Origin of the sequence: Paenibacillus sp. NPDC057934 (assembly GCF_042887565.1) — a bacterium.
Classification (GTDB): Bacteria; Bacillota; Bacilli; order Paenibacillales; family Paenibacillaceae; genus Paenibacillus_AQ.
Genome location: NZ_JBHVPB010000001.1, coordinates 16611 through 40559, shown reverse-complemented (window position 1 = coordinate 40559; position 23949 = coordinate 16611). Strand labels below are relative to the sequence as shown.

General features: G+C 46.2%; 14 protein-coding genes. 1 reads left to right on the top strand and 13 read right to left on the bottom strand.

The features are described from left to right. Positions 1-51: 51 nt before the first annotated feature. From ACFVRY_RS00145 to ACFVRY_RS00085, 13 genes are all read right to left on the bottom strand, one after another. A complete protein-coding gene (locus ACFVRY_RS00145) occupies positions 52-1398 on the bottom strand; it encodes an MATE family efflux transporter (RefSeq protein WP_387497693.1) in 1347 nt (448 codons plus the stop codon). A gap of 177 nt (positions 1399-1575) precedes the next feature. Then, positions 1576-2481, bottom strand: coding sequence for a cupredoxin domain-containing protein (locus ACFVRY_RS00140; protein ID WP_387495727.1), 906 nt, complete (start codon positions 2479-2481; stop codon positions 1576-1578). 42 nt (positions 2482-2523) lie between these two features. Beyond that, positions 2524-3456 (bottom strand): TIGR03943 family putative permease subunit, encoded by a 933-nt coding sequence (locus tag ACFVRY_RS00135; RefSeq protein ID WP_387495725.1) that lies wholly within the window; start codon positions 3454-3456, stop codon positions 2524-2526. A 15-nt stretch (positions 3457-3471) separates the two neighbouring features. Beyond that, positions 3472-4521 carry a permease gene (locus tag ACFVRY_RS00130; protein WP_387495723.1) on the bottom strand — a complete coding sequence of 350 codons (1050 nt, stop codon included), beginning with the start codon at positions 4519-4521 and terminating at the stop codon, positions 3472-3474. A 28-nt stretch (positions 4522-4549) separates the two neighbouring features. Beyond that, positions 4550-5743 carry a HupE/UreJ family protein gene (locus ACFVRY_RS00125; RefSeq protein ID WP_387495720.1) on the bottom strand — a complete coding sequence of 398 codons (1194 nt, stop codon included), beginning with the start codon at positions 5741-5743 and terminating at the stop codon, positions 4550-4552. A 78-nt stretch (positions 5744-5821) separates the two neighbouring features. Beyond that, positions 5822-14983: an Ig-like domain-containing protein gene (locus ACFVRY_RS00120; protein ID WP_387495717.1), complete on the bottom strand. Its 9162-nt coding sequence runs from the start codon at positions 14981-14983 to the stop codon at positions 5822-5824. Positions 14984-15378: 395 nt separating this feature from the next. After that, positions 15379-16761, bottom strand: coding sequence for an MFS transporter (locus ACFVRY_RS00115; protein WP_387495714.1), 1383 nt, complete (start codon positions 16759-16761; stop codon positions 15379-15381). Positions 16762-16876: 115 nt separating this feature from the next. Next, on the bottom strand, positions 16877-17302 hold the full coding sequence (locus ACFVRY_RS00110; RefSeq protein WP_387495711.1) for a MarR family winged helix-turn-helix transcriptional regulator: 426 nt from the start codon (positions 17300-17302) through the stop codon (positions 16877-16879). A 133-nt stretch (positions 17303-17435) separates the two neighbouring features. After that, positions 17436-18443 carry a FecCD family ABC transporter permease gene (locus ACFVRY_RS00105; RefSeq protein ID WP_387495708.1) on the bottom strand — a complete coding sequence of 336 codons (1008 nt, stop codon included), beginning with the start codon at positions 18441-18443 and terminating at the stop codon, positions 17436-17438. Beyond that, the gene (locus tag ACFVRY_RS00100; RefSeq protein WP_387495705.1) at positions 18440-19450 is read right to left on the bottom strand and encodes a FecCD family ABC transporter permease; all 1011 of its coding nucleotides are present in this window, start codon (positions 19448-19450) and stop codon (positions 18440-18442) included. The genes ACFVRY_RS00105 and ACFVRY_RS00100 overlap by 4 nt, the downstream gene beginning before the upstream one ends. Positions 19451-19453: 3 nt before the next feature. Further along, complete coding sequence (locus ACFVRY_RS00095; RefSeq protein WP_387495703.1) at positions 19454-20410, bottom strand: iron-hydroxamate ABC transporter substrate-binding protein; 957 nt, start codon at positions 20408-20410, stop codon at positions 19454-19456. A 136-nt stretch (positions 20411-20546) separates the two neighbouring features. After that, a complete protein-coding gene (locus tag ACFVRY_RS00090; RefSeq protein WP_387495700.1) occupies positions 20547-22205 on the bottom strand; it encodes a helix-turn-helix domain-containing protein in 1659 nt (552 codons plus the stop codon). A 126-nt stretch (positions 22206-22331) separates the two neighbouring features. After that, positions 22332-22814 carry a GNAT family N-acetyltransferase gene (locus ACFVRY_RS00085; RefSeq protein ID WP_387495697.1) on the bottom strand — a complete coding sequence of 161 codons (483 nt, stop codon included), beginning with the start codon at positions 22812-22814 and terminating at the stop codon, positions 22332-22334. A 155-nt stretch (positions 22815-22969) separates the two neighbouring features. Here ACFVRY_RS00085 and ACFVRY_RS00080 point away from each other — a divergent pair, with 155 nt between their 5' ends. Continuing rightward, positions 22970-23872 carry a LysR family transcriptional regulator gene (locus ACFVRY_RS00080; RefSeq protein ID WP_387495694.1) on the top strand — a complete coding sequence of 301 codons (903 nt, stop codon included), beginning with the start codon at positions 22970-22972 and terminating at the stop codon, positions 23870-23872. The last annotated feature ends 77 nt before the right edge of the window (positions 23873-23949 follow it).

Genomic DNA, 23949 nt, shown 5'->3' with positions numbered 1-23949 from the left:
CATTATGTACCGACGATCATTACCGTCTGTACATAAGACTATACGCCTTTTTCAGATAGAATGCAAGGATTTTTTTAGTTTTTTATTAAACGGAAGAAATAATAGCAGGCCCATCACACAGGTGATCACTTCGGTAACCGTCATAGACCAGATGACGCCGTGCAGTCCGAACATGGAATGTAACAGGACGATGACCGGTATATACAAAACACCTTGTGTGATAGACATAATCATCGTTGGCAGCCCTTGACCCGTGGCTTGAAATACACTAGTGAATAATCCTGTAAATCCATTAAATAATGCAGATATGAGCATTGCAACTACAATATAGGTCCCTAATTTCAGCACCTCTGGATCACTGGAGAAGAACTGGATAACCGGCTCTCTGAACAGATACACCAGGCCCACGAATAGTATCGCGATCCCGCCAATATAAAGTGAAGCATAGGTGAATCCTGTTTTGAATCTGCTAATATTTTTACTGGAATAATTATAAGCGAAGAATGGAATCAGACCTAAGAACAATCCCATGGCGAGAAATTCTGGCACCTGGGCAATCCGTAGCGCCAGACCGAAACCGGCAACAACGCTGTCTCCATATAGTATGGAGTAGTTATTCAACAAAAGTGTGCTCACAATAAGAAAACCAGCTTGCAATAGCTCGGAGACCCCGATTTTGTAGATTTCCAACTGATCCTGAATGGAAATTTTAAAAGACTTCAGAAACCCTCGAAGATGCTCACTCTTCTTTTCCAAGTAATAGATGTAATAGATCACGGACCCTGCATTGGCCAGAACCATTGCCAGCGCCGCTCCAGCTACATGCCATTTCAACACCAGAATAAATAACGGGTCAAAAATCAGACTCAGCGCCGTACTAATAAATATGCCGTACATCGACTCCTTGGAGGCCCCTTCCGACCGCACTAGCTGCTCCAATGCAAAATTAAGAACAACGACGAATCCTCCGGCAAACAGAGTCAAGACATAGGTTTTAGTATAGGCCAATGTGGCAGCATCCGCACCAAGTAATTGGACGATGGGATTCACCAGCAGAAAAGCAAGGAGAGCAATCAGGAGGCCTGCAATAATACTGCTATAGAAAGTATAGCCAGCAATTCGCTTCCCTTTCTCCGTCTCTTTCTCCCCTGCCAAGCGCGTAACAAAGGTTCCTCCGCCTACCCCAAACACATTGCCAATGGCCATCAGCACAGTGAAAATCGGCAGGCCCAGGGTGATAGCTGACAACATGCTTGTATTATGCAGCAGGCCGATGAAATAAGCATTAATCACATTGTAAATTGTACCGACTGACATCCCGATCATCATGGGAATGGACAAATGGGTGATCGCTTTACGCACAGGTGCAGTTTCAAGATAATATTGATTGTTCTCCATTTCGTTCGCTTCTTTCTTTATAAGATCTTTAACTGTTAGAATTCTATCTTTATTCATAATATAATTGTTAGAACTCGAATTGTCAATGATCTATCAATGAACGATTTTGGGCAAACAAAAAGCCCGTACGCTTCTATCGCGTGCCTACGGACTCTCACTATGCCTTGCTTAATCAGACTATGGATTGTTTATGTTGTTGGTTTTCTCTGCTGGTTTGACGATGAAGGTCCCTTTATAATTCTTGGCCGGGATTTCAATCTCATAAGTACCCGGCTGAGGGTTGCTGAGCAGCAAGATATTCTCTCCCTCTTTCAGCTCTGTGTTAAAATTCAAATCCTTCGAAACGAGCGTTAACCCTGTTCCTGCAGACGCTTTGACATCTACTATGGCCTTGATCATTTTGGCGGCAATAAATTCGGTAGTCTTAGGCGTAATCCCCGCTTCTGACACCTCGATCGTAGCCACCTGCATATCGTTCTCCTCATCAAATACTGCAGTCTGCGATAGGGGCTGACCAATGGAGCCTACAGCAATTCGGTCATATTGTAGAAGCAGGCCTCCCACAACAATGATCGTCACTGCTGCTAGCAGAATGGTACTTGTATAGTTAGGCTTACCTGCTGCTTTCTTGGTCGTGTTTGCTTTCTTCGTTTTTGGGCGCGGCTTGCTGTTCCATACATCGCCTATTTTTTGCACGAGGAAGGCACACAGAATGAACAGAACGACCCCAGACAAAACGATTCGTCCAGAAGTAAAGAATAAACTTCCTAGCACAGTTCCTACAGTACCACCAATCACACCGGAGAGGATACTATTAATCACAGATTGCCGACCGAATGGAAATCCTAGAGCCGCTCCTGCAACAGCAGAGAGCAATGCGCAGATCAGTATGGACAGACCCAGTCCTAAATCAAAGGTTTGGGCCCCAATAACCCCGGCTGCAAGTCCTGCAAGAAGGGCAAACAGCGAAGCTAGCAGCATACCGCCCTCCCCAGTTAACCCGTTCTTTCTTTGCACCAAAAAATAAATATGGTAAATCGTAATCAGCAGAATCAACACAAGACCGCCTGTATTCAGCAGCATAACACATTCACTCCATCTTTAATCTATTCTTGCACTATAGACTCACAGCTTAGAGGCAAAATCCCAGTCTGGATAAATATAAGGAATTTCTGGTCCAGTCGAAGGGGTAATATCCGTGACCATGATTTTAATTTCAGTCTGTCCATGATGGGTTGTCTTATTAATGGTTCCTGTGAGTTCCACCCATGTGTCATTGGCAAAGCTGCTCGCGTCCGCACTCTCGGCAACAATCCCGTAAGGAGTAATATCAGCGATACAATGCGTCATAGCCATCCTATTGATGATAAACTGGTTCCCTTGTAATTCATCTTCCCGAGAGATAAAGCCCTTGATCTTAATCGTCTTGCCTTCAAAGTTATCTGCAAAAGAATTCAGCGCTTGCAGCCTCTCAATAAACCACTGATCCTTCATCTCGATGATATCTTGCTGATACAAGAGCATCCCTAGCTTGGCATAATCCCGATTGTACTTGTCCGATATAAACCGTTCTTTTAGTTCCTGAGATTCCGTTCCAACAAGCCCAGCCAAATCCTCAGGGATACTGCTGCTGGCAGTTGTGCCACTTAATTGAAAACCGCCATTCTTAATAAGAGCGCCGGCAAAAGCCTGGCTTGGCAGAAATGCACCCAGCATTAGCGGCAAAATAAATAAACCATACATAATCACATTTTTCAAGATTGATTTGGAAGGCTCATGGCTGTGCCCATGATCATGACTATGATCGTGGCCATGGTCATGACCATGATCGCAGCTACAAGCAACCATAGGCTGAGTACGGGAGCGAATTAGAACGTAAAGTTGAAACAGGGTGAACAGGAATAGACCAGCAGCAGCGAGCTCTGTGTATTTTACCAGATGCGGTGCGATATAAAGCAGAATTTCACCCGTGAGAGCCAGATAAATCATGTAACCGGTGAATCCCATAAGGATAAGCAGTTTTAATGAATCATGTACCAACATGCGTGTTTTTCCCATTTCGGCTCCCCCCTCCTATTGCAGCAGCAGTTTCTCAAGCAGCCAAGTCCCAGCATAGACGAATATAATCACCATCACGCTATACACGACAACAAACCGGGATTTGAACACAGCTGTCATCATCAGCACACCCTTCAAATTAAGCATTGGGCCAAGCACCATAAATGCAACGAGCGCTCCCCCGGAGAAGCTAGTCGTGAACGATTGCGCCACAAATGCATCCGATGTCGAACAGAGTGACAGCACGAAGCCCAGCCCCATCATTAACAGATTCGCACTTCCCTGTCCATGGCCTAATGCTGCCAGGCTTTCCTTGGGAACGAAGGTCTGCAGCAGACTAACCAATAATGCGCCGAACATCAAATATTTTCCCATATCAAAAAACTCGCTGATCGAGTGGTGCATCACTTCCATCATCCGTGTTCTGAAGGAAGGACGGGCAACTGTAGTCTTCCCCTCCGCATGAACATGATGTTCATGACCGCCATGTGAAGTGGCATTACTGTGCCTCAACTGATCCGGATGTACGAAACGATAGACAATCAGTCCCATGACAAGGGCCACCAGAAAAGCTAGTCCCATACGGGAAAAGGCAAGTTCCGGCCGGTTGCGAAATGCCGTGAAGGTTGACCAGAAGACGATCGGATTCAATATAGGCCCTACCGCAATAAAAGTGGTTGCCACATATAATGGCATTCCTTTCTGAATTAAACGACGAACGGCTGGGACCATCCCGCATTCGCAAATGGGAAAAATGATACCGATCACGCTTGCTGTGATAATTCCTAGAACCGGATTGCGGGGAATCATTCGCTTAATGGTCCCCTCTGATACAAAAACCTCCAGCAACGCTGAAATAATCACCCCGATGAGAATAAATGGCATCGCTTCGATAATAATGCTGACAAACATCATTTTAAATAACTGTAGCTTGGCATTTTGCAGCAGCGCTCCAGGTTCTTGAGTAGAAAAGAAGTACAGAATGAGCATCGTCACCAATGAGAGTCCCAGCACGATGTAACTATTCCACTTGGATGACTTATTTCGCATTACCGTCTCTTGCACTTTAGCTTCACCTTTTTTCGTTCATGAATTAGAAGAACAAGCGTTGAACCAGCCAAATACCACCAAGTGCAAAGGCCAATGTTGAGCACCCCAGTACCGCCCGCCTCGAATATTTCCAACGATGCAGCAGTGCCAGAAGCGGCAAAAGGATAGCGACCAAGATGAGTTGAACAGTCTCAATGCCAAGGTTGAAGCTAACTAGATCAACGGCAAGCTCACTTTTTACAAGGTCCATTTCTTTTAGAATATCAGCAAAGCCCATCCCGTGAATCAGTCCGAACAGGAAGGTCAATACCCAACGGTAGCTTACACGCTCACGGACCATGTTATCAATAGCAACAAAACAAATGCTAAGCGCAATCGCTGGCTCCACAATGATAGAAGGAACATTGATGATGCCAAGCACGGTCAAGGTTAAAGTAATACTGTGGGCAACGGTGAAGGCAGTGATCATCGCTGCATACTGCTTGAAGGTTTGTCTGGCAATCAGTAGCGAGAACAGGAACAATAGATGATCATAACCAGACAAGATGTGGTTCATACCCAGTTTGAAAAAAGATACCCACCCAGAAACGGACTGCTCAGCATCTTCGTCAGTTGTCTGTGCCGTTGAGGATGAATTGTCAGCAGCACTAGACTGTATCTGTTCACCATCCTGCTGCAAATTTGCATATTCTGTATCCGTGAGCTGCATTGCCCATACCCGGCTGCTGCCGGATAAAGCTGCAGTGCTCTTTTGTTGGCCATAATTGATCGTGATCAGATCTACATAGTTCTCAGTAGCCTTATTATTCATGTACAACCGGTCAGTCAAAGATATGGACTGGGCCGGCGACACCGGTGAAAATTTAATTTTGATGATGGCTTTAGTGGCATCACCTTTTCGATCCATAACCACACTTTCCACTTGTGTCCATGCCTGTGGCTCGTTATTTATTTTCAAAGTAATATCCTGCTCAAGGAGCTTAAGGAATTGATCTTTGATAGCTGCGAATTCCTGTTCATCCAGCATTCCATTTTGATCTGTATCGCCACCAGCCAGTTCGATCACAGACAGCTCATCAATTGCATAAGTCATTTCAGTGTAGGACTTGTTCAGATTAAGCGTTGTGTAGCTGGCACTATATGCATGCGCATCGGCTTGCTGATTAAACGGAAGTATTAGCAGTATTACTAACGAGAGACAGATGAATAATTGACGTACGCTTTGAAGCCTGGGCATGATTTTCCTCCTCTTAAATAAACAGGATGCCATTCAAAAGAAGGGCATCCTGCTTTCCATCCTGTGCCTCTATAATAATTAGTTGTTCAGTAGATTATAGATGACTTGCGCCGCTTCAGCACGGGTTGTGATTCCTTTCGGATCAAACTTGCCAGCCGCACGTCCTTGAATCAACTTGTTCGCTGAGGCCGCATTAACAAATGGTACGGCCCAAGCAGAGATTTTAACCTCGTCGGTGAATGAAGTAGGATTACTTACAGTTACTTGACCATGAACCACTTCATATCCCCGCATCAACATGGTGACCATTTCCTCACGGGTAATTTGTGCATTGGCATCGAAGAAGGTCTGGGTCTTGCCTTGGACAATGCCCGCTTTGACAGCGATAGCTACGGCCTCGGCATACCAATCACCGTCCTTCACATCTGTAAATGCCAAGGTTCCTTTATCCGTCAGGTGAAGTGCCCGGATAAGCATCGCAGTGAATTCGGCACGAGTAATCTTACGCTCCGGCTCGAATGTGCTGTCGCTGGTTCCGTTCACCAGTTGTTTAGCTGTAAGCTCTTTAATCACGTCTGCCGCCCAATGTCCTGCCGGAACATCCACGAATGACTTGGTATATTCCAGAACGGCATATTTACTAAAGTGAGTAATCTCGGCTGTCATATACCCGTTGGCATATGTGCCTCCCACATACTCAATTGATCCGCCATCAGAAATATAGAAGATTCCTGCCAGCTTAGGATTCGTATCTGCCGCAACCTTCAACTGGATCGTAATTGGCTGATCGAATTTCGACAGATTCATCGACTGGCCGCTCGCTGTCTGAATCGAAAGAGTCAGCTCATAGATATCGCTGCTCAGTTTCAGGCCTGCATGAGCTGTTTGACTGCTGCCGTTGATTATGCCGACTGCTGTTTGATTACTCAAAGGCGACAGCTTCAACGTAACCGTACTGTTCTGCTGCTCTTCTGTCGACAGCTTGCTGAACAGCTGCTTCAGCAGCTCAGACGGAACGGTTAACGTAATTGCGTCAGATTTGATTTGCAACGCATTTTGCTTAATCAGATCTGCTGTATTTCCTGGAAGACTTATTTCCGTCGTTTTCGCTGGAACTTCGACGGTCGTAACCCCGTTTGCACTATTGTTTAGGTCAGCGGAGGATACTTTGTAGCTGGAGCTAGCGCCAGAACCATTGTCAACAACATTACCAGGAGTGGTGTTGCCGCTTGATCCATTCGAGCCGCTGCCATTGCTTCCTGTGCCAGGGTTGCTGCCGCTGTTGTTGCCGTCATTGCCGTTATTACTTTCATCTCCGCCGGAGGTGCTCGGTTTAGTTACAATCACTTCGCTCGTTGCTTGGAATTTACCATCCTCAGTCGTTACTTTGATGGTTGCTGTTCCTTCCGCAATAGCAGTAACTTTACCGCTGGCATCCACAGTTGCTACTTTGCTGTTGCTCGTGCTCCACGTTACAGCTTTATTACTTGCCGTATCAGGAGTTACAGTCGCCTTAAGCTCGTCGCTTTCGCCGACTTTCAAGTTCAGCGTTGTTTTATCCAGAGTCACTCCCGTTACTGGAGTATTTTCTCCACTGGAATCCTTCGGTGATACCGTCACTTCGCTCGTTGCATGGAGTTCGCCATCCTCAGTTGTTACTTTGATGGTGGCTGTTCCTTCTGCAATCGCAGTAACTTTACCGCTGGCATCCACGGTTGCTACTTCAGCGTTACTGGTGCTCCACGTTACGGATTTATTGCTTGCCGTATCAGGAGTTACCGTCGCTTTAAGCTCGTCGCTTTCGCCGACTTTCAGACTCAATGCTGCTTTATCCAGCGTCACTCCCGTTACTGGAGTATTTTCCCCACTGGAATCCTTCGGTGTTACCGTTACTTCGCTCGTTGCTTGGAATTCGCCATCTTTAGTCGTTACTTTGATGGTGGCTGTTCCTTCCGCAATCGCAGTGACTTTACCGTTGGCATCTACGGTTGCTACTTCAGCATTGCTGGTGCTCCACCTTACGGTTTTATTGCTTGCCGTATCAGGAGTTACGCTCGCCTTAAGCTCATCACTTTCGCCGACTTTCAGGTTCAGCGTTGCTTTATCCAGCGTCACACCCGTTACCGGGGTATTTTCTCCACTGGAATCCTTCGGTGTTACCGTTACTTTGCTCGTTGCTTCGAATTTACCATCTTCAGTCGTAACTGTAATGGTTGTTGTTCCTTCCGCAATAGCAGTAACTTTACCGCTGGCATCCACAATTGCTACGTCAGCGTTGCTTGTGCTCCACGTTACGGTTTTATTGCTTGCCGTATCAGGAGTTACGGTCGCCTTAAGCTCATCACTTTCGCCGACTTTCAGATTCAGCGTTGCTTTATCCAAGGTCACTCCCGTTACTGGAGTATTTTCTCCACTGGAATCCTTCGGCGATACCGTCACTTCGCTCGTTGCTTCGAATTTACCATCTTCAGTTGTTACTTTGATGGTGGCTGTTCCTTTGGCTATAGCAGTGACTTTACCACTGGCATCCACAAGTGCTACGTCAGCGTTGCTTGTGCTCCACGTTACGGTTTTATTGCTTGCCGTATCAGGAGTTACCGTAGCTTTAAGCTCGTCGCTTTCGCCAACCTTCAGGTTCAGCGTTACTTTATCTAGGGTTACACCCGTTACTGAAGTACCCTTCGGTGTTACCGTTACTTCGCTTGTTGCTTGGAATCCGCCATCTTCAGTCTTGACTGTGATGGTGGCTGTTCCTTCCGCAATAGCAGTGACTTTACCGCTGGCATCCACAGTTGCTACTTCACTGTTGCTTGTGCTCCAAGTTGCAGCTTTATTGTTCGCCGTAGCAGGCTCAAATACCGCTTCAAGCTGTCCGCTCTCACCGACTTTTAAGTTCAGTGTAGCTGGTTTCACTGTCACGCCGGTTACTGGGATGTTCGTTTTGTCCACGATCAGTTCCTTCGTGTCACGAACACGGATCCGGTCTCCCTTGGAGTACTTACCACTCAAGCCCGTGGCCAGTAGCGTATCTCCAACTTTGATCGATGCAACTTCACCAGTCTTGTTAACGATATACCCGTCTATAAATACAGTAACGGGTCCAGAGCCGTCATTGAGGATATACGTGCTCTCATCAACAATATCAACTACCTTAGCTTTCACCTGTACAAGCTGTCCTTGGTATTCATCTGAGACAGAAGCAGATGTACTTACCAATTTGGGCTCAACTGGTGGCCCAGAGCTAACCTTTACAATGCTATTATCGAATCTGTCAAAGATAAGTTCCTTTTCATTTTCGAACGAACCGATTTTTCCGTAGACACGTACTGTGTCTCCAAGTTGAAGCGCGCCGTCTGGAACATCATTGAAGGCTACAACGCCGCCCGTTTCATCCTGAATAAAGGCTGAATCGTAGAAGGCAGTCGTCGTGACTTTACCTTGGATTACAACATTTGTTTCTTCTGGAAGCTTACGAACCTCCGCGATTGGGGTTACCTTGGTTTCACGATTAGCCAGCCAATTAACAACCTTCAATGCGAATGGAGCATTGTTGGTAGGTCCGTCGTTCTGGGTCATCTGCTTGTCATTAAATATGTTCATACCCGCTACAAAAATGCGGCCCTTGCCGAGTTGCTCAGAAGCTACGAGCGGGATCTTACTACCACCTTTTACGTCTAGCAGAGGTGGACCATTCTTACCGTTAGCTGTTTGCACATTATACTGAACGGTATCAGGTTTCAATTGAGGTGAATCCTGGAACGTCGATTCATTACCACTAGCCAGGACAGTCACTGTACTGCTATTGGCAAGCGGAATTTTATTTCCTGAACCGTCACTCGCTGCTAAACTCGCACCACTGTAGAAATCCAGTAATGAGATGAAGTCCGTTAGTCCGTTGCTTACCGGATTTAAGTGAAGACGTACTGAGAAGTTAGAGGTCAATGGAGTCGACCAGAAATTACCTGCTGGTGTCTCATCAAACACTCCGTCGTTATTGACCAGAATGCTCGAACCTACACCCTTCAACAGAGAGTTCACGGTCTGCTGTGTTCCACCGAAATTACTCTTCTCCGTTAGCAACAGAGAACCGCCGCGATCAACGAAGTTCTTGATGATAGCAATCTCACTCGCAGAATATTCAGTGCTAGGGTGAGTTACCATCAACACGCCTACATTATTCAGAATCTGATCAGACAAAGTCGTAGTATTTTCTACAACTGTATAACCCTGTTGCTTAAGCTTCAGCGTCATATCTGTCAGGTTCTTAGCGTAGGTACCCGTATCCGTTGATGTGTTCTCATTCTTATGAGTCGCATCGATCATCAGCGTGATGCCAAGCGGAGCTTTAACATCAACCATCTGTTCATACTTGTTATCACCTAGGTCAATGCCGTCACTTGACGCTAACACGACAATCAGCTTGTGATTACCTGCTACAGGATTTGCCCAGACGACACTTGCATTAACATTTTGATTGGAATCTAGCGAAGGAATTTCTGCATCTCCAATCAGATGTGTTGCATCAATGCTGTCATAGTAGAAATGCGCGGTAATATTCCTCAGGTTAATCGTACCCATATTGGAGATTCCTGCTTTCAGGGTTACCGGATTACCTGCGATTGCCGCTCCTTCTACGATGGACAGATCGTTCACTCTTACAGCCAACGGATCTTCTTGCGACCAGATTGGGGAAGAATAGGTTCGATCACCATCTTTTTGTGTAACTCGAACAACGAACCACTGCTGTCCACCCACAACATTGACACTAGGATTCCAGCTGAAGGAAGTGGAATTGTCCTTAGGAACATAACTTTCAATTACTCTTCCGCCGTTCGTTACTAGTTCAACCTTCGCGATATTATCGTCTGAAGGTGTCTTGATGTAACTGTATTTTGGATCGGTAGCACTCTCTAGAACCGGATCACTACCTTTGATGTCAAACTGCAGACTCTTCGAATCTACTGTAGACCCCATGTAGTAACCGTTCGCCAGTACATCCAGGGAGAAATTCGGATCCTCACTGAAGTAGACGCGCATTTTACGCATAGCCTCCAAGAGAGATTCCTGAGACAGATCGTTAGCTACGATAATCGTCCGCTTCTTTGTTTTTCCCCAGGTTCCATCGTGGTTATCTTCCCCATAGGTTGGAGCCACGTGCCAGCCCAAATCAAGCGCGCTGAAAAATTTATTCTCAGCATTGACATAAGAATAGTTACCGGAACCATTCCCTACTTCAAGCATTGTGAAAAGCCTATTGACATTTTTATCATAAGGAATGAAATTGTCAAAAGCATTTGCAGACATAGCCGGGTGGTTAAACTGCGCCACAATATTGTCATAGGTCAGTGTCCACGCATAATAACTTTGCAGGTTTTGATACTTACCGCCATTTTGAACGCGATCGATAAAGTTGGTTGTTCCAAACACGTTGGAATGTCCCCAAGTGGTCGATGTCATTTCAAAGGCAGGGAACACGACAAAGCTGCCATCCTTGGTGTATTGATTGGCCAAGTTTTTGGTCAACTGCCAATCCGAGCCACCTTTACGTTCCGGCATACCGTTATGATCAACCGTGTCTGTACCAGTCAGACTAGCGTCGATATCATGCGAATGATCGGAGAAAGCAAAGTAATCATAGCCATAAAACTCCGCTGCTTTCAAAGCATCTTCAGGAGATCCTTTGGCATCATGGGATATATTCGTATGGTTATGTGTCGTTCCCCGGTAATGATTACCGCCTGTAAATCTTTGAATAATCTCGAACATCCATGTCTTTGACGAAGGGTTGCCCAGTTTATCCTTCGCACTAACCACAACGGTGTGTTTACCCACAGCCAAATCATCTTCACTGGTCAGTGTAAGCTTGATTTGGGTTTCGGACTTGACAGCTTTGGCTGTGAAATCCTTACCGTCAATAGAGATACTCAGTGAGGAGACATTCACTCCATTCGGGTCGTCCAAATCTAAGGATATAACCGGATGGTTAGTCTCAATAGTATCCATATTAGCCGGAAGCTCATTGGCATACTCTGGACCATCTGTATCCTCAACAATCTCTACCGCGTTAGGGGTAGCTACATCACCAGATTTGCGAGGCTCTTGTCCAGCACTTTCAGCCACAATATAATAGTAAATTTTGGATGTCTTCACATTCCCTTTATCAATCTTAACGTTGTAATTGACTTTGTCGGCCGATTCCATAGGAATGGATTGGTACGACGATTCCCCTTCATTTTTATAATAAAGAGTCACCAAGTCTGCATACTTAGCCGAAGCTTTGATCGACACATCCAGACCGGTATAAGCCTTAGTCAAAGGAACGTGATTAAACTGCAAATCCCCCTTGATATCGGCGGCATTTCTCGGCAGGATAAAGTATCCACTTGTGTAAGGCGGAGTTAATTTCGATTGACTGGCAATACCCGTGAAGTTATAGGCGTCTCCCAGGGACAAAGCACTATTGATATCAATCCCCGTAGATTTCATAATCTTCACGACAGCTGTATTCCCCTCATCATCAGCAACCGTAACATTAAAGTCAGGTCCTTCTGATGGAATATTGGTTACCTTACCTCTGAAGGAAATCAGTTTGCCTTCAAGTGCCTCAGCCTTCTCATAGACACTCATAGCGTCCAATTTGACGGCAGTTGCAGCTGGCACAACCTCCATACCCTCATTCGTGATCGTTCCGGCAACCAGTTGAGTCGCCCCGGCAACAAACACCAGCTTACCGGCAACCTTTACTTTAGTGCCCGGCGCGATGGAGGAAGAGTCCTGAGCGCCAATGACTTGAAGTCCGCCTGTTGAATCTTGCACGTAAAAGCTTGTTTTCTCTGCTCCCAAGGCTTGGTTAGCGGAGGTCACAATACCTTCAATGGTCGCTTCGTATCCCAAATTCAGCAGGAATCCCTTGTCATCGTTAGCACGAAGAGCTGAGATTGGAAGCACTGCTGACGGATTGCTTGCAATATCGACACGCGCATAGGCGCTGTCTTTAGGTGTCGGCTGGGACGAATCCTTATAAGTTACATATACCGTTTGGTTTGTCCCCGCGTTAGGGATATTCAGTGCAAAGGCACCATCCGCTCCCGCAGTAACTTGTCCAGCAAGCGTCAAAGTTCCGGTGTTCAGGAAATATGCGCTTACCGATGATGCAGCCGTTACTGCACCCGCGGTGCCTGTTACATTTCCAGCTCCGCCTGCATTCACAAAGCGAATTTTGGAAGCATCCGGTGAAATCATAGATTTCGAAGTTCTAATCACGATCTCGTCCGGACTAGCGGTACTGCTCGGAGAGTTCAATACGAAATCATTCAAAGGGTTCTTCGTAAAGTAACCATTGCGCAGACCAAAAACTCCTCGCGGATCGGAACCAAGGTCCGTCTTGCGAAGCAACGTCCCGCTCGAAATACTGGTGGTGAAGAACGGCGAGCCCCAATGATCTGTTTTCATGTTGAAGCTTGGGTTCGTTCCATTACCGAAAGCAACAATGTCGATGGCTTTCGGATCATCTTGACTGCTTATTGAAGTCGTGCTGTTCGTAATGGCCAAAATACCACCAGTAGATGCACTTGGATTAATCGTTGTTGTCTGATCCTCTTTAACCGGCAGATCCTTACCTGTTGCACCCGTGCTGCCTGCAACAAGATAATATCCGTGAGCTTTGATGATACCAGTCAACTTCGTTCCCGCGCTAAAGCTTGTCCCAGTAGCGGAAGTATAACCGATGGCCCACAGATTGTTGAAGTTAATATCCTGATCGGTAGTGTTGTACAGTTCAAAAAACTTTGTTTTGTAGAAAGCGCCACCATTACCGCCACCTACATAGATTTGACTGAAAACAACATCGCCAGGCTTATAGTTGCTTCCTGAGAAACTAACGGCGATTTTATTACTCGGGTCCTTCCCATTTTCTTGAGCCACAATGTAAAAGGAGGTTTTCGAAGCGGCATTGATGAACGAAAGCGCAAACGATCCGTCCGCATTAGCTGTCGTCGTTCCCGCAAGTGTGTCATCCGAGAAATAGAACTTGACGGATGAGCTGCCAGCTACGGCACCCGCAGTACCCGATGCATTAGTCAAGGTAGACAAGGTAATTTTGGAAGCTACCGGATCTGCCGTTTTGGCTGTAGTCACATTCACCGATGACGTAGCGGTAAACCCACCATCTTGTGAAGTAACGGTGATCACGGCTGTTCCCTGTGCATTAGCCTTCAACTTTCCTTGAGGATCAACAGTCACAGCTGCTGCGTTCGAAGAAGTCCAGGCTACTTGCTTGTTGGCAGCAGTTGAAGGCTGAATCGTTGCGAGCAATTGATCAGTGGCTCCAACTGTCAAGTTAACATTGGTCTTATCCAACGTTATGCTCGTTACTTTAACGGGACCAGCGGTTACATTGACCTCTGCCATAGCTCGGAAGCTACCGTCAACAGTGGTAACTGTAATCGTGGCATGTCCTTCGTTCACCCCTGTTACAACGCCATTATCCACTGTCGCAACCGTTGCATCACTGGAGGTCCAAGTGACGGAACGCTCGGTTGCGTTCGCTGGCTGGACCGCCGCTGTCAACGTTCCTTTACCACCTGTAGAAAGAGCAAGCGTACCCGTGTTCAGTGCAACGCCTGTTACGCTGACAGGACCCGCTGGCTGCTGCGAACCTTTAACAACAATATCCGATATCCGGCTATTGCCATTCACAGGAGCTGTTGCTCCTGTATTATTAATCGCTGCTGAAGAGTTGTTTAACCAACGGATATATACCGTAGGCTGATTCTCTACGGCTTTTGGCAGATCAAAATCTTTTTGCGCGATTGTACTGGTTAAGATATATGTTTCGGAAGCATCAAAGAAATCCGTGCCGTTGAGACTATATTGAATCTTAAAATCTCTTGGCCCAGTGCTCGTACCATACTGTTTGGAAGAGAGCGTCAAGTCATAGTAGCCTAATGTACTCAGCTGTGCCTCCCAGTATTCTCCGGAGGCCCAGCCGTCTTTGTATATCGTGTTACCTGTTGCTGAATAAGTAGCTTTTCTATCACTACTTAACTTCAGCTTGGCAGTATTAATATTGGAAGCAATACCGCTAGCCGCTGTATCCAAATTAGTCGCTGAGAAGGTCCAGCCGGCAACAACCTCCGGCGCTACTGGATCTGCTTTGACTACCCCACTATTCGGCAGGACGGTTACAGCTAGAATCATCACAATTAAGGCAGCGCTGATCCATTTCCTGTACTTACTCATTAAATTAAACACTTGAGCAAAACCCCTATTCTTAATGTCATATGTAGCTAAATAACTTTTTGCAAATGATGATTCTCACCTTAACACCAAGGGGTTATACGATTGATCAATAAGCATCCCTCTTCCTGCTGTTGTAATCGGTCCAACTGCATCCGCACAATTCAGCCGACATTATTAATTATATTAACTTTTGTAAGTGATATATTAAATTATTGTAACCTCAATGTAAACAGAAAAAATCTAAACAGAATAGAAAGGGACATCTAATATTTTCACGATGTTTATGGAATAATGATCCATAAAGCCTTCTGCGAGCAAAACACAAAAAGGTGAAGCCTGGGAATCTGGCGATCCTCTTGCTCCACCTATTTTGAACTTATGAAAATATCTCACAATTATAGTCTGTTTCTTGCATAGAGCTCACGAGAAGAAAATGCAAGACTAAGAATTACAAATAATAGCTGGACTGCTAAAGCAAGAATAACCCCCTTCAGGATTCCCCATTGAAAAGTTTCACTCACCGCAATCAATGCTCCCCCTATTCCAATACTTAACCCTGGGCTGAACGCATCGGTAAATTGGATATTAGCGGATACCTCACCCTCTTTTCCAGCTTCGACCTGCTGCAAGGCCATAGCTCCAGTCGTTGGATGCGCCAAACCGATACCAAAGCCAGACAGGATCTGAGAGAATATAGCGAGCCATATGCCGCCCCAAGATGAGGCGATAGCTACTATTACCATAGCAACCCCAATAATCATCACACCAGTACCAATTACAACGCGCTTCTGTCTTCCTGTTCCCCGGTCGTTTGCGTCTAATTTTGCTTGCAACCAGGCTGCTGCTGACCAACTCAACGCTCCAGCTGCAACAATTAATCCGGCAAAATGAGCGGACAAGCCTTTTACTTCCGTCAACGCTAAAACTACATAGCTTTCTGTTGCAAAGTAGGAGGCTACGAACAACCCTCTGACAACAATCGTGGTTGGCAAGCCCCGCTTTAACTTCATTGTCCCTTCCGGCAGCAGCTTCCGCAACGGTTGAATCATGATGGCGATTCCGGCTAATGCGAGGAGAATTCCCTTCCATTCCGTCACCGAACCTAATCCGCTCAGCAGCATTCCCGTACCGACGGCCAACAGTACAGCGTATCCTTCCTTTTTACCATTAGAAATTTCCGCTTCCCGATTGACCTGAAATTTGCGGAAAGTAGGCAGCGTCAGAGCAACCGCCAGAACGATAAAAGGAATGACCAGCCAGAATACAAATCTCCAAGATAGATACTCCGCTACTAGCCCTGCCACATAGGGACCGATTAATGCCGGTAGGATATAGGCGCTAGAGAATGCTGCAAGAATTTTGGTTCTGATCTCATCGGGATAACCTAACGAAATGCTGTAATACACACAAGTGACGATGGCCCCTGCACCAAAACCTTGAAACGCTCTTCCTACAATTAAAACAGGCATATTCCATGCTGTCGCCGCAATCACAATCCCAAGCACAAAGAATACAAACGATATAATGAATGACGCATAAACGCCTCTTCTATTGATCTGCTGTCCCATGACCATTGTTCCGATAATTTGCGATAACAAAAAGGTACTGAATATCCAGCCATACAAATGCAGCCCTTGCAATTGCCCTGCCAGATTAGGTGCGATAGTTGTAATTGCCAATCCTTCAAAAGCAACGGTAGTTACAGCAATGATAATACCAATGGTTAATGCCCGATAAGGGGCATCGAAGATTCCTGGCTCTTTTTTGTTCGTTTCCATTCTGTTCTCCTCCATTTAGTTGTCTAGTCATTAATTGCTATGGCAAGTATATAGGTGAAAAAAAGGAACTTACAAGTAGAAACGGCTTTGCCGTCCGCTAAGGGACGGTATCCGTTTATAAGTCCTTTACATTGTTATGCATAACCGCCAGCACTCTTCTGAACGTCTCTACCTCTTCTTCCGTCAGACCCTCGACCGTTTTACGGTATGCCTCAAGTGAAGGCTCTATGATCTCACCCTCTACCTCCCGGCCCTTATCCGTTAGATAGACTCGCAGTGCCCGGCGATCCAGCTCATGAGTTACCCGATGAACGAATCCCTTCTTCTCCAACTTGAATAGCATACGCGCAACATTCGTCTGATCCTTCTGCAGCCTTTCGGCAAGCTCCTTCTGAGTAATGCCTTCCGTCTCCCACAGAACCACTAGAATCTCCCATTGCTCTACTGTGATATCAAAGGGATTAACAACTTTCTGATAATAGTTATTCAGCTTTAATGCGGCCCGCTGCACAACAACGCCAATATACTTTTCTAATTGCACAATGCTGCCTCCAATATAGTAGACATGATTATAGTTGCTATGACCATTATATTTTCACTTTAATTTTCTGTCAATCGGCACACGCTATAAAAAAAACCGCTTCAGCATCAGCTGAGGCGGGCATGCATCAATCCTATTTTTTTAGCAGCAAATAAGCGAAATAAGGTACCCCGATTAGTGATACCATGACGCCTGCCGGGAGACCGTCGGGGTCGACCAGGTTTCGCCCAACCGTATCGGCCAGCAGCAGCAGCCACCCGCCAAGCAGCACCGCTACAGGAATGAATAATTGATTACGCGGTCCAACCAGCGCTTTGGCTATATGCGGAGCTAACAGACCGATGAAAGCAATCCCTCCGGTGACCGATACTGCAGATGCCGCCGCAGCGACAGCAACCACGATAAGAAGCAGACGCTCCCGATCCAGATGGACACCAACGCCAATCGCCGAAGCTTCGCTCAAGTTGAGTAGATTAAGCTGCCTGGATTTGAACAGTGTAAACGGAATAAGCAGAATTAGCCATGGGAGAAGTGCCCATATAAACGGCCAATCCGTCCCCCAAATGTTCCCCGCGATCCATTTCGCAATGAAATCCACCTTAGAGCGTTCGGCCGAAGAAATGATTACAATCATAATCCCTGACAAAGCCAAAGAGAAACCTACCCCAACCAATACCAGACGAGTCGGATCAAGACCTCGGGACCGGCTGTAAGAGAAAAGATAAATGAGTGCGGCTGTGATCAACGCCCCGAGAAACGCCACAAGCGGCAGTATATATACATATGATCCAGCTTTGACCGGGAAATACAGGAAGAAGATCGCAATAGCTACACCTGCCCCGGAATTAATCCCAATAATGCCCGGATCTGCCAGATCGTTGCGGGTAATACTTTGCAGAATCGACCCAGATAACGCCAAGGCCATCCCCGATAGCAGCGTGATCAAAATTCTCGGCAGTCTGACAGAGAACAGGACAAAATCCTCTTTGAACGTGCCGTGACCCGATAAAACAGGGATCAATCTGTTAAAAGACAACGACGAATAGCCTACCCCCATACTGATTACAGCGGTCAGGACAATAAGCCCCAGACTGATCAACACAATAAGACGTTGTTTACGAACAAGAGCGGACAATGTCATGAGAGCGCTTTGCCTCCTTTACGTACGACAAACAGGAAGAAGGGTAAGCCCACCATCGCTACAATAGCTGCCATCGGTGTCTCATAGGGCGCATTTATAGTACGGCCAAGCGTATCGGCCAACAGCATAAAGCTAGCACCAGCGAACACGGAAAACGGCAGGATGTACCGGTAATCAGTGCCAACAATCATGCGGACAATATGTGGAATCATCAACCCTAGGAAGGCAATGTTACCAACAAGCGCTACCCCTGCCCCCGTCAACAGAACGACTAGCGTAAAGAGTATAAATTTGACCCGCACAAGCTTTTGCCCCAGACCCATCGCAATCTCATCACTCAGGCTTAGAATAGTTAAATGATTGGAGTACATAATCGCCACCACAATTGCAATCACAATAACAGGAGTGATTACCTGTAGCTGTCCCCATGTCGTGCCGATCAATCCCCCAGCGGTCCACATGGAGACGTCCTTGGATATTTTGAAAACAATACTGATGCCATCTGCAATGGCATAAAGAAAGGCGGAAATGGCTGCTCCCGCCAGCACGATACGGATCGGAGACAGCTTTCCTTGACGCATGGAGCCCAGTCCAATGACTAGACCTGCACCTAATGCAGAACCAATAAAACAAGCCAACATAATTCCGAAGTATCCCACTCCCGGAAGAAACGCAAAGGTCACAGCCAGCGCCATATTCGCACCGGAGGTTAGACCGAGCAGGCCAGGATCCGCAAGCGGATTACGGGTTACCCCTTGCATGATGGAGCCGGATACCGCAAATGCGGCACCGACCAGCATCGCAGCCAGTTCACGTGGCATACGAATTTCACGCAGGATGAGAACATTTTCACTGGACGCACCCGAAGAAGTTAGCGCCAACCATAGATCATGCAGCGTTGTTTCCTTAGCTCCCAATACCATCGAAATAGCGAAGGAGACCACGAGCACCAGCACACTGCCAAGGAGCTTATAGAAATATGGGACTGAACGTTGTTTATCTCTCATGGGTTACTTGTTCAAGAAGCTTTTGATAAAGAAGTCCAGTTGATAATCAAGGCTCAACGGGTCATTGAAGTAGAACGATTTGGCATCCACTTCGTAGACATGATTATTTTTCACAGCGGGAAGGTTCTTGTAAGTTTGGGTATCCTGGAAGCTGTTATCCTCATCCGCATTTTTACTGAAGATAATATAATCACCAACATAATCCTTCATGACTTCCGTAGACAATGCCAAATATCCGTCTTTCGCTGTTGCTTCTATGGTCTTCTCAGGTAGACTGAAGCCAAGATCACCGTATAGAAGCTCAGTACCACGTCCAAAGTTGTATCCATACACGTACAATTGTTTATTGAAGGTTTCGATTACCGTAACGGTTGCGCCTTCGCCAACCTTCGCTTTAATTTCTTCGCCGGCTTTTTCGGAACGTGCTTTGAACTCATTCACCCAGGTCTGTGCTTCTTTTTCTTTATTCAATAATTTCCCCACTTCAAGCTGCTGTGTCAAATAATCGACCTTAGCATATGTAAAAGTGACGGTTGGAGCAATCTGCTTGAACTTGTCATAGTTTTGAATATCGCTTAGACCGATTATGAGATCCGGCTGCAGCTCAATAATCTTCTCAAGGCTTTCATCCGTAACAGCCTCAACATCTTTCAGCTCATCTTTAAATCTTGGGTTCTCTTTGGACATCTCGTCCACACCTACCACAGGCACACCGAGCGCCATTACATTTCCGGTTAAGAATCTAGTTAGTACAACTACGCGCTGCGGATGCGAAGGAACTTCCACAGAGCCGTTCTCGGATTGATACGTAAAGGTTCCCGCTGACGCTGCGTTAGAGGACTGGGACGCCTCAGGAGAAGCATTATTTGTGCTCTTTTCAGCATTATTGGTTTGGTTGGCACCACAGGCGCTCAGAATAACTACTAAAGATAAGATTACCGGTACGAAAAGCTTTTTCATCGGATGACTCTCTCCCTTTTTTATAATGACTATGTACAATGAATATTCTCATTGATAATGAGTTTCATTTTCATAACCTATTATAGTAAGCCTGATTTCGCTAAACCATGGCTTATTGTTGGGAAAGAAGCTTGGACTATTGAATGCGGGTAAATAATTCCACTGCACGTTGCAACTGTAGGCGAATAGAAACAGGGTTATACGGAATCCATTCGTCGATGTCCAGATGATGTACTTTATCGTTCCGAACAGCCGAAAGTCCCTTCCAGTATGAGGACTGAAGAATAACATCGGCATGGGCGAAAGAACCTTTTGGGTCTGGAAATACAAAAACAAGCAAGCGATCACCCGCATAATCAGCAAGCTCCGCCAGCTCAATAGGAATAGAATGAAATTGATTACCCAGCCGTTCTATCTCCTGTCCGATTTTGGCCGGGGGCTTCAGCCCAAGTGAATGATACATCACATATCCTACATTCCGGGCGCCGTATACCTGGATCTGCTCCGGACGCAGAATTAGAATCGTGAGCGTTTCGTTGGCAACCGCACTTTCTTGTACCCGTAGACGAGCTTCCTGTTCCTCCTGCTCAAACATCGCCAGCCAATCTTCTGCTCTTTCACTCCGCTGGGTAGCCTGCGCAATAAGGCGGAAATGCTCCTTCCAGCTTAGCTCCATCCAAGATATTTCTATAACTGGCGCTACCGCGCGCATATGCCCGAGATTCAAGCCAAATCTGTGCAAATGTTGCTGTGCCGCAATAATTAGATCGGATTTTGTCTCCAGTAACACCGAATTAAGCTGCTCAGGAGAAGCATCTGCACTGATAAATCTCATGTTCTGCGGTTTCTCGAGTTCGGCAATATTCACATATTCACCGTTATCTGCAATGCTCACAACAGGTTCCAGTCCAAGTAGCAATAGATGACTGGCATAAGGGGTCAGCACTACAGCTACACGCGGCGGGGAGGAACGACGGTTATAAGTAGAAGGGGCTGCACCGGTCTGGCGCTTGAAACGGCGACTCAGGTAAAATTCATCCTTATAACCTACCTTTTGCGCAATCTCCCGGAGGGTACCCGAACCACTGATTAACAATTCGATCGCCCGGTGAACGCGTAAGCGAGATAAATATTCCTGAGGGGAAAATCCAGTCAGACGTTTAAATAATATAGAATAATGGGAACTGCTGATGCCGGCCAGCGCTGCCAGCTGTTCTCGCGTTATTTTTTCGCTAAAATGGTTCTCCAGGTAGGCAATGCTTCGATCCATACTCGGCTGGTCATTGACCGCATACTTCGCATCCTCCCGCTCCAGCAGCTCCGCAATAATCTGATGAAAGACAATCTGATTCTTCACATGCCTGACTTCATGGACCGGTGAACGGTAAAGATAAAGCTCTTCAACCTTACCCACAATATCAGGTTCGCAAAGAAAGAAGTGAAGATTAGACCCACCCAGTACCTCGCTTCTTCGCACCATAGAACTTGCAGGCGGAGACGTCGGTGGCTCCCAGATGCCAATGGAAAGCTTGTACGCATGAAGTGGCTGAAGGGAATTTGTAACTAATACCGCATGAACTTGAGCCGGAATCAGCATGATGCTTCCTTCTTGCAGCTCAAAGGTCTGATCATCCAGCCGCAGTACTCCCTTGCCGCCTGCGACAGCAATCAGCACTGTAAATTCCTCATGGATCTTATGCATGGGCTGATTAGAAGTTCCGTACAACGAAAGAATCTGGGCAGCCGTATATATAGGAAAGTGAGACTCCGCCCACTCCGAATTAACGTTGTTCAAAACAAAGCCTCCATTACCATCATGATATGTGGGGCTACTCGCCCCTGCATCATTTTAAGCCATATACACCTGATAATGAAGCATTAAATCTTTTCCATCCAAATTAGACGTAGAGTTCGCGTATATTCAGCTTAAATCCAATCGAAACAATAACGAATTCCTGTCCGGATATTCATAGATTACAGGCAGTTCGGCTTTGGGGATTTCCTTGAAGCCGTTCTTTCTATAGAATTGATGCGATCTGTCGGCTGTGGAAGGGGTATCTAGCAGAACTGTCTGCCCCCCTTGTTGCTTGGCAAACGCTATAAGGATTTCAAACAATGCTTTTCCAATTCCCAGTTCCTTGCCACGATACTCGCTGTACACGAAAAACTTCTTCAGAATGAACACCTCGTTCGTCTTCCTCATAAGTCCGATGGAACCGATCACCCTGTTATTCTGATCCACAGCGACCCAGAACCCGCCTCCAGCCTTGAGGTAGCAATCCGGGATATCCAGAATATCACTTTGCTCTTCGATCGAGATCCCCAGGTTATACTCATCATTCTGCACACCCAGCACAAGATCAATAATCTCCTGCTTATAACGTTCCTCATAGGTTGTAATCATTACTGTCACTCCTCCTGCACTCTACTCAAATTAATATCTCTCCACTTCTCCACCTTACTGGATTTTCACTTATCAGTAAAATTGAAATATATGAAATGAACTATTGATAAAAATGATATAATAGATCTGCAATATTCATTAAGGATGGTGAGACTATGGAAATTCGTCATTTGATTACTTTTACAAAAATCATAGAATACGGCAGTTATACCCTTGCTGCAGAGCATCTGGGATACACTCAGTCAACTATCACATCGCATATTCAGAACCTTGAGGCACATGTTAACGCCCCGCTTTTCAATCGGATTGGTCGCCGAATGGAAGTGACAGAAACCGGAAATAAACTCCTGAGATACGCCAATGAGTTGCTGCGAACTTATGAGAAGATCGAGAATATAGCCAATGAGCAGAGCATGACCGGTGAACTTAAAATTGCTGCCCCTGAATCGCTAACTGTGTATCGCTTAGAACCGATTCTAAGGGAATACCGAAAAAGCTACCCTCAAGTCACTATTAAACTGACCAATGCGACTTGCGGAGATAATAAAAAAGCACTGCTCGCCGGAGAAGCTGATCTCGCGTTTATGATGTGGCCGGACCTGCGGGAGACCGATCTTATCGTGCATACTTTACTAGAGGAACCGATTGTCCTGGTTGGAAGCAGCGATCACTCCCTGACCACTTTGGACGAGCAATATCATCACCAGACTCTGGAGGAATGCCTAATCGCCAACGAGAAGGATTGCAGCTATCGTACGATGTTTGAGGGATATTTAAGGGAAAGAGGTATCTTACCCTCCCACACCATGGAGCTTTGGAGTATCGAGGCAATGAAGAGATGCGTAAGCAGTGGTTTGGGGATTGCGTGTCTGCCGCTCGTGACCGTTGAGAAGGAACTAGAAGAGAATTCGCTCAAGCGAATACCCTGTGAAGGGGATTTTAACAAGATTCATGCCCATATGGTCTATCACAAAAACAAGTGGCTCTCCCCGGCCCTAGCCCAGTTTATTGAAATTACTTTGGAGCATGCCAAGGGATGGTCACCACATGCTGTCTAATGGAATAGAAAGAGGGCTGCTCCCATAAGCCAATTACATGACTCATAGAACAGCCCTGACATACTTGTCTAAAACGC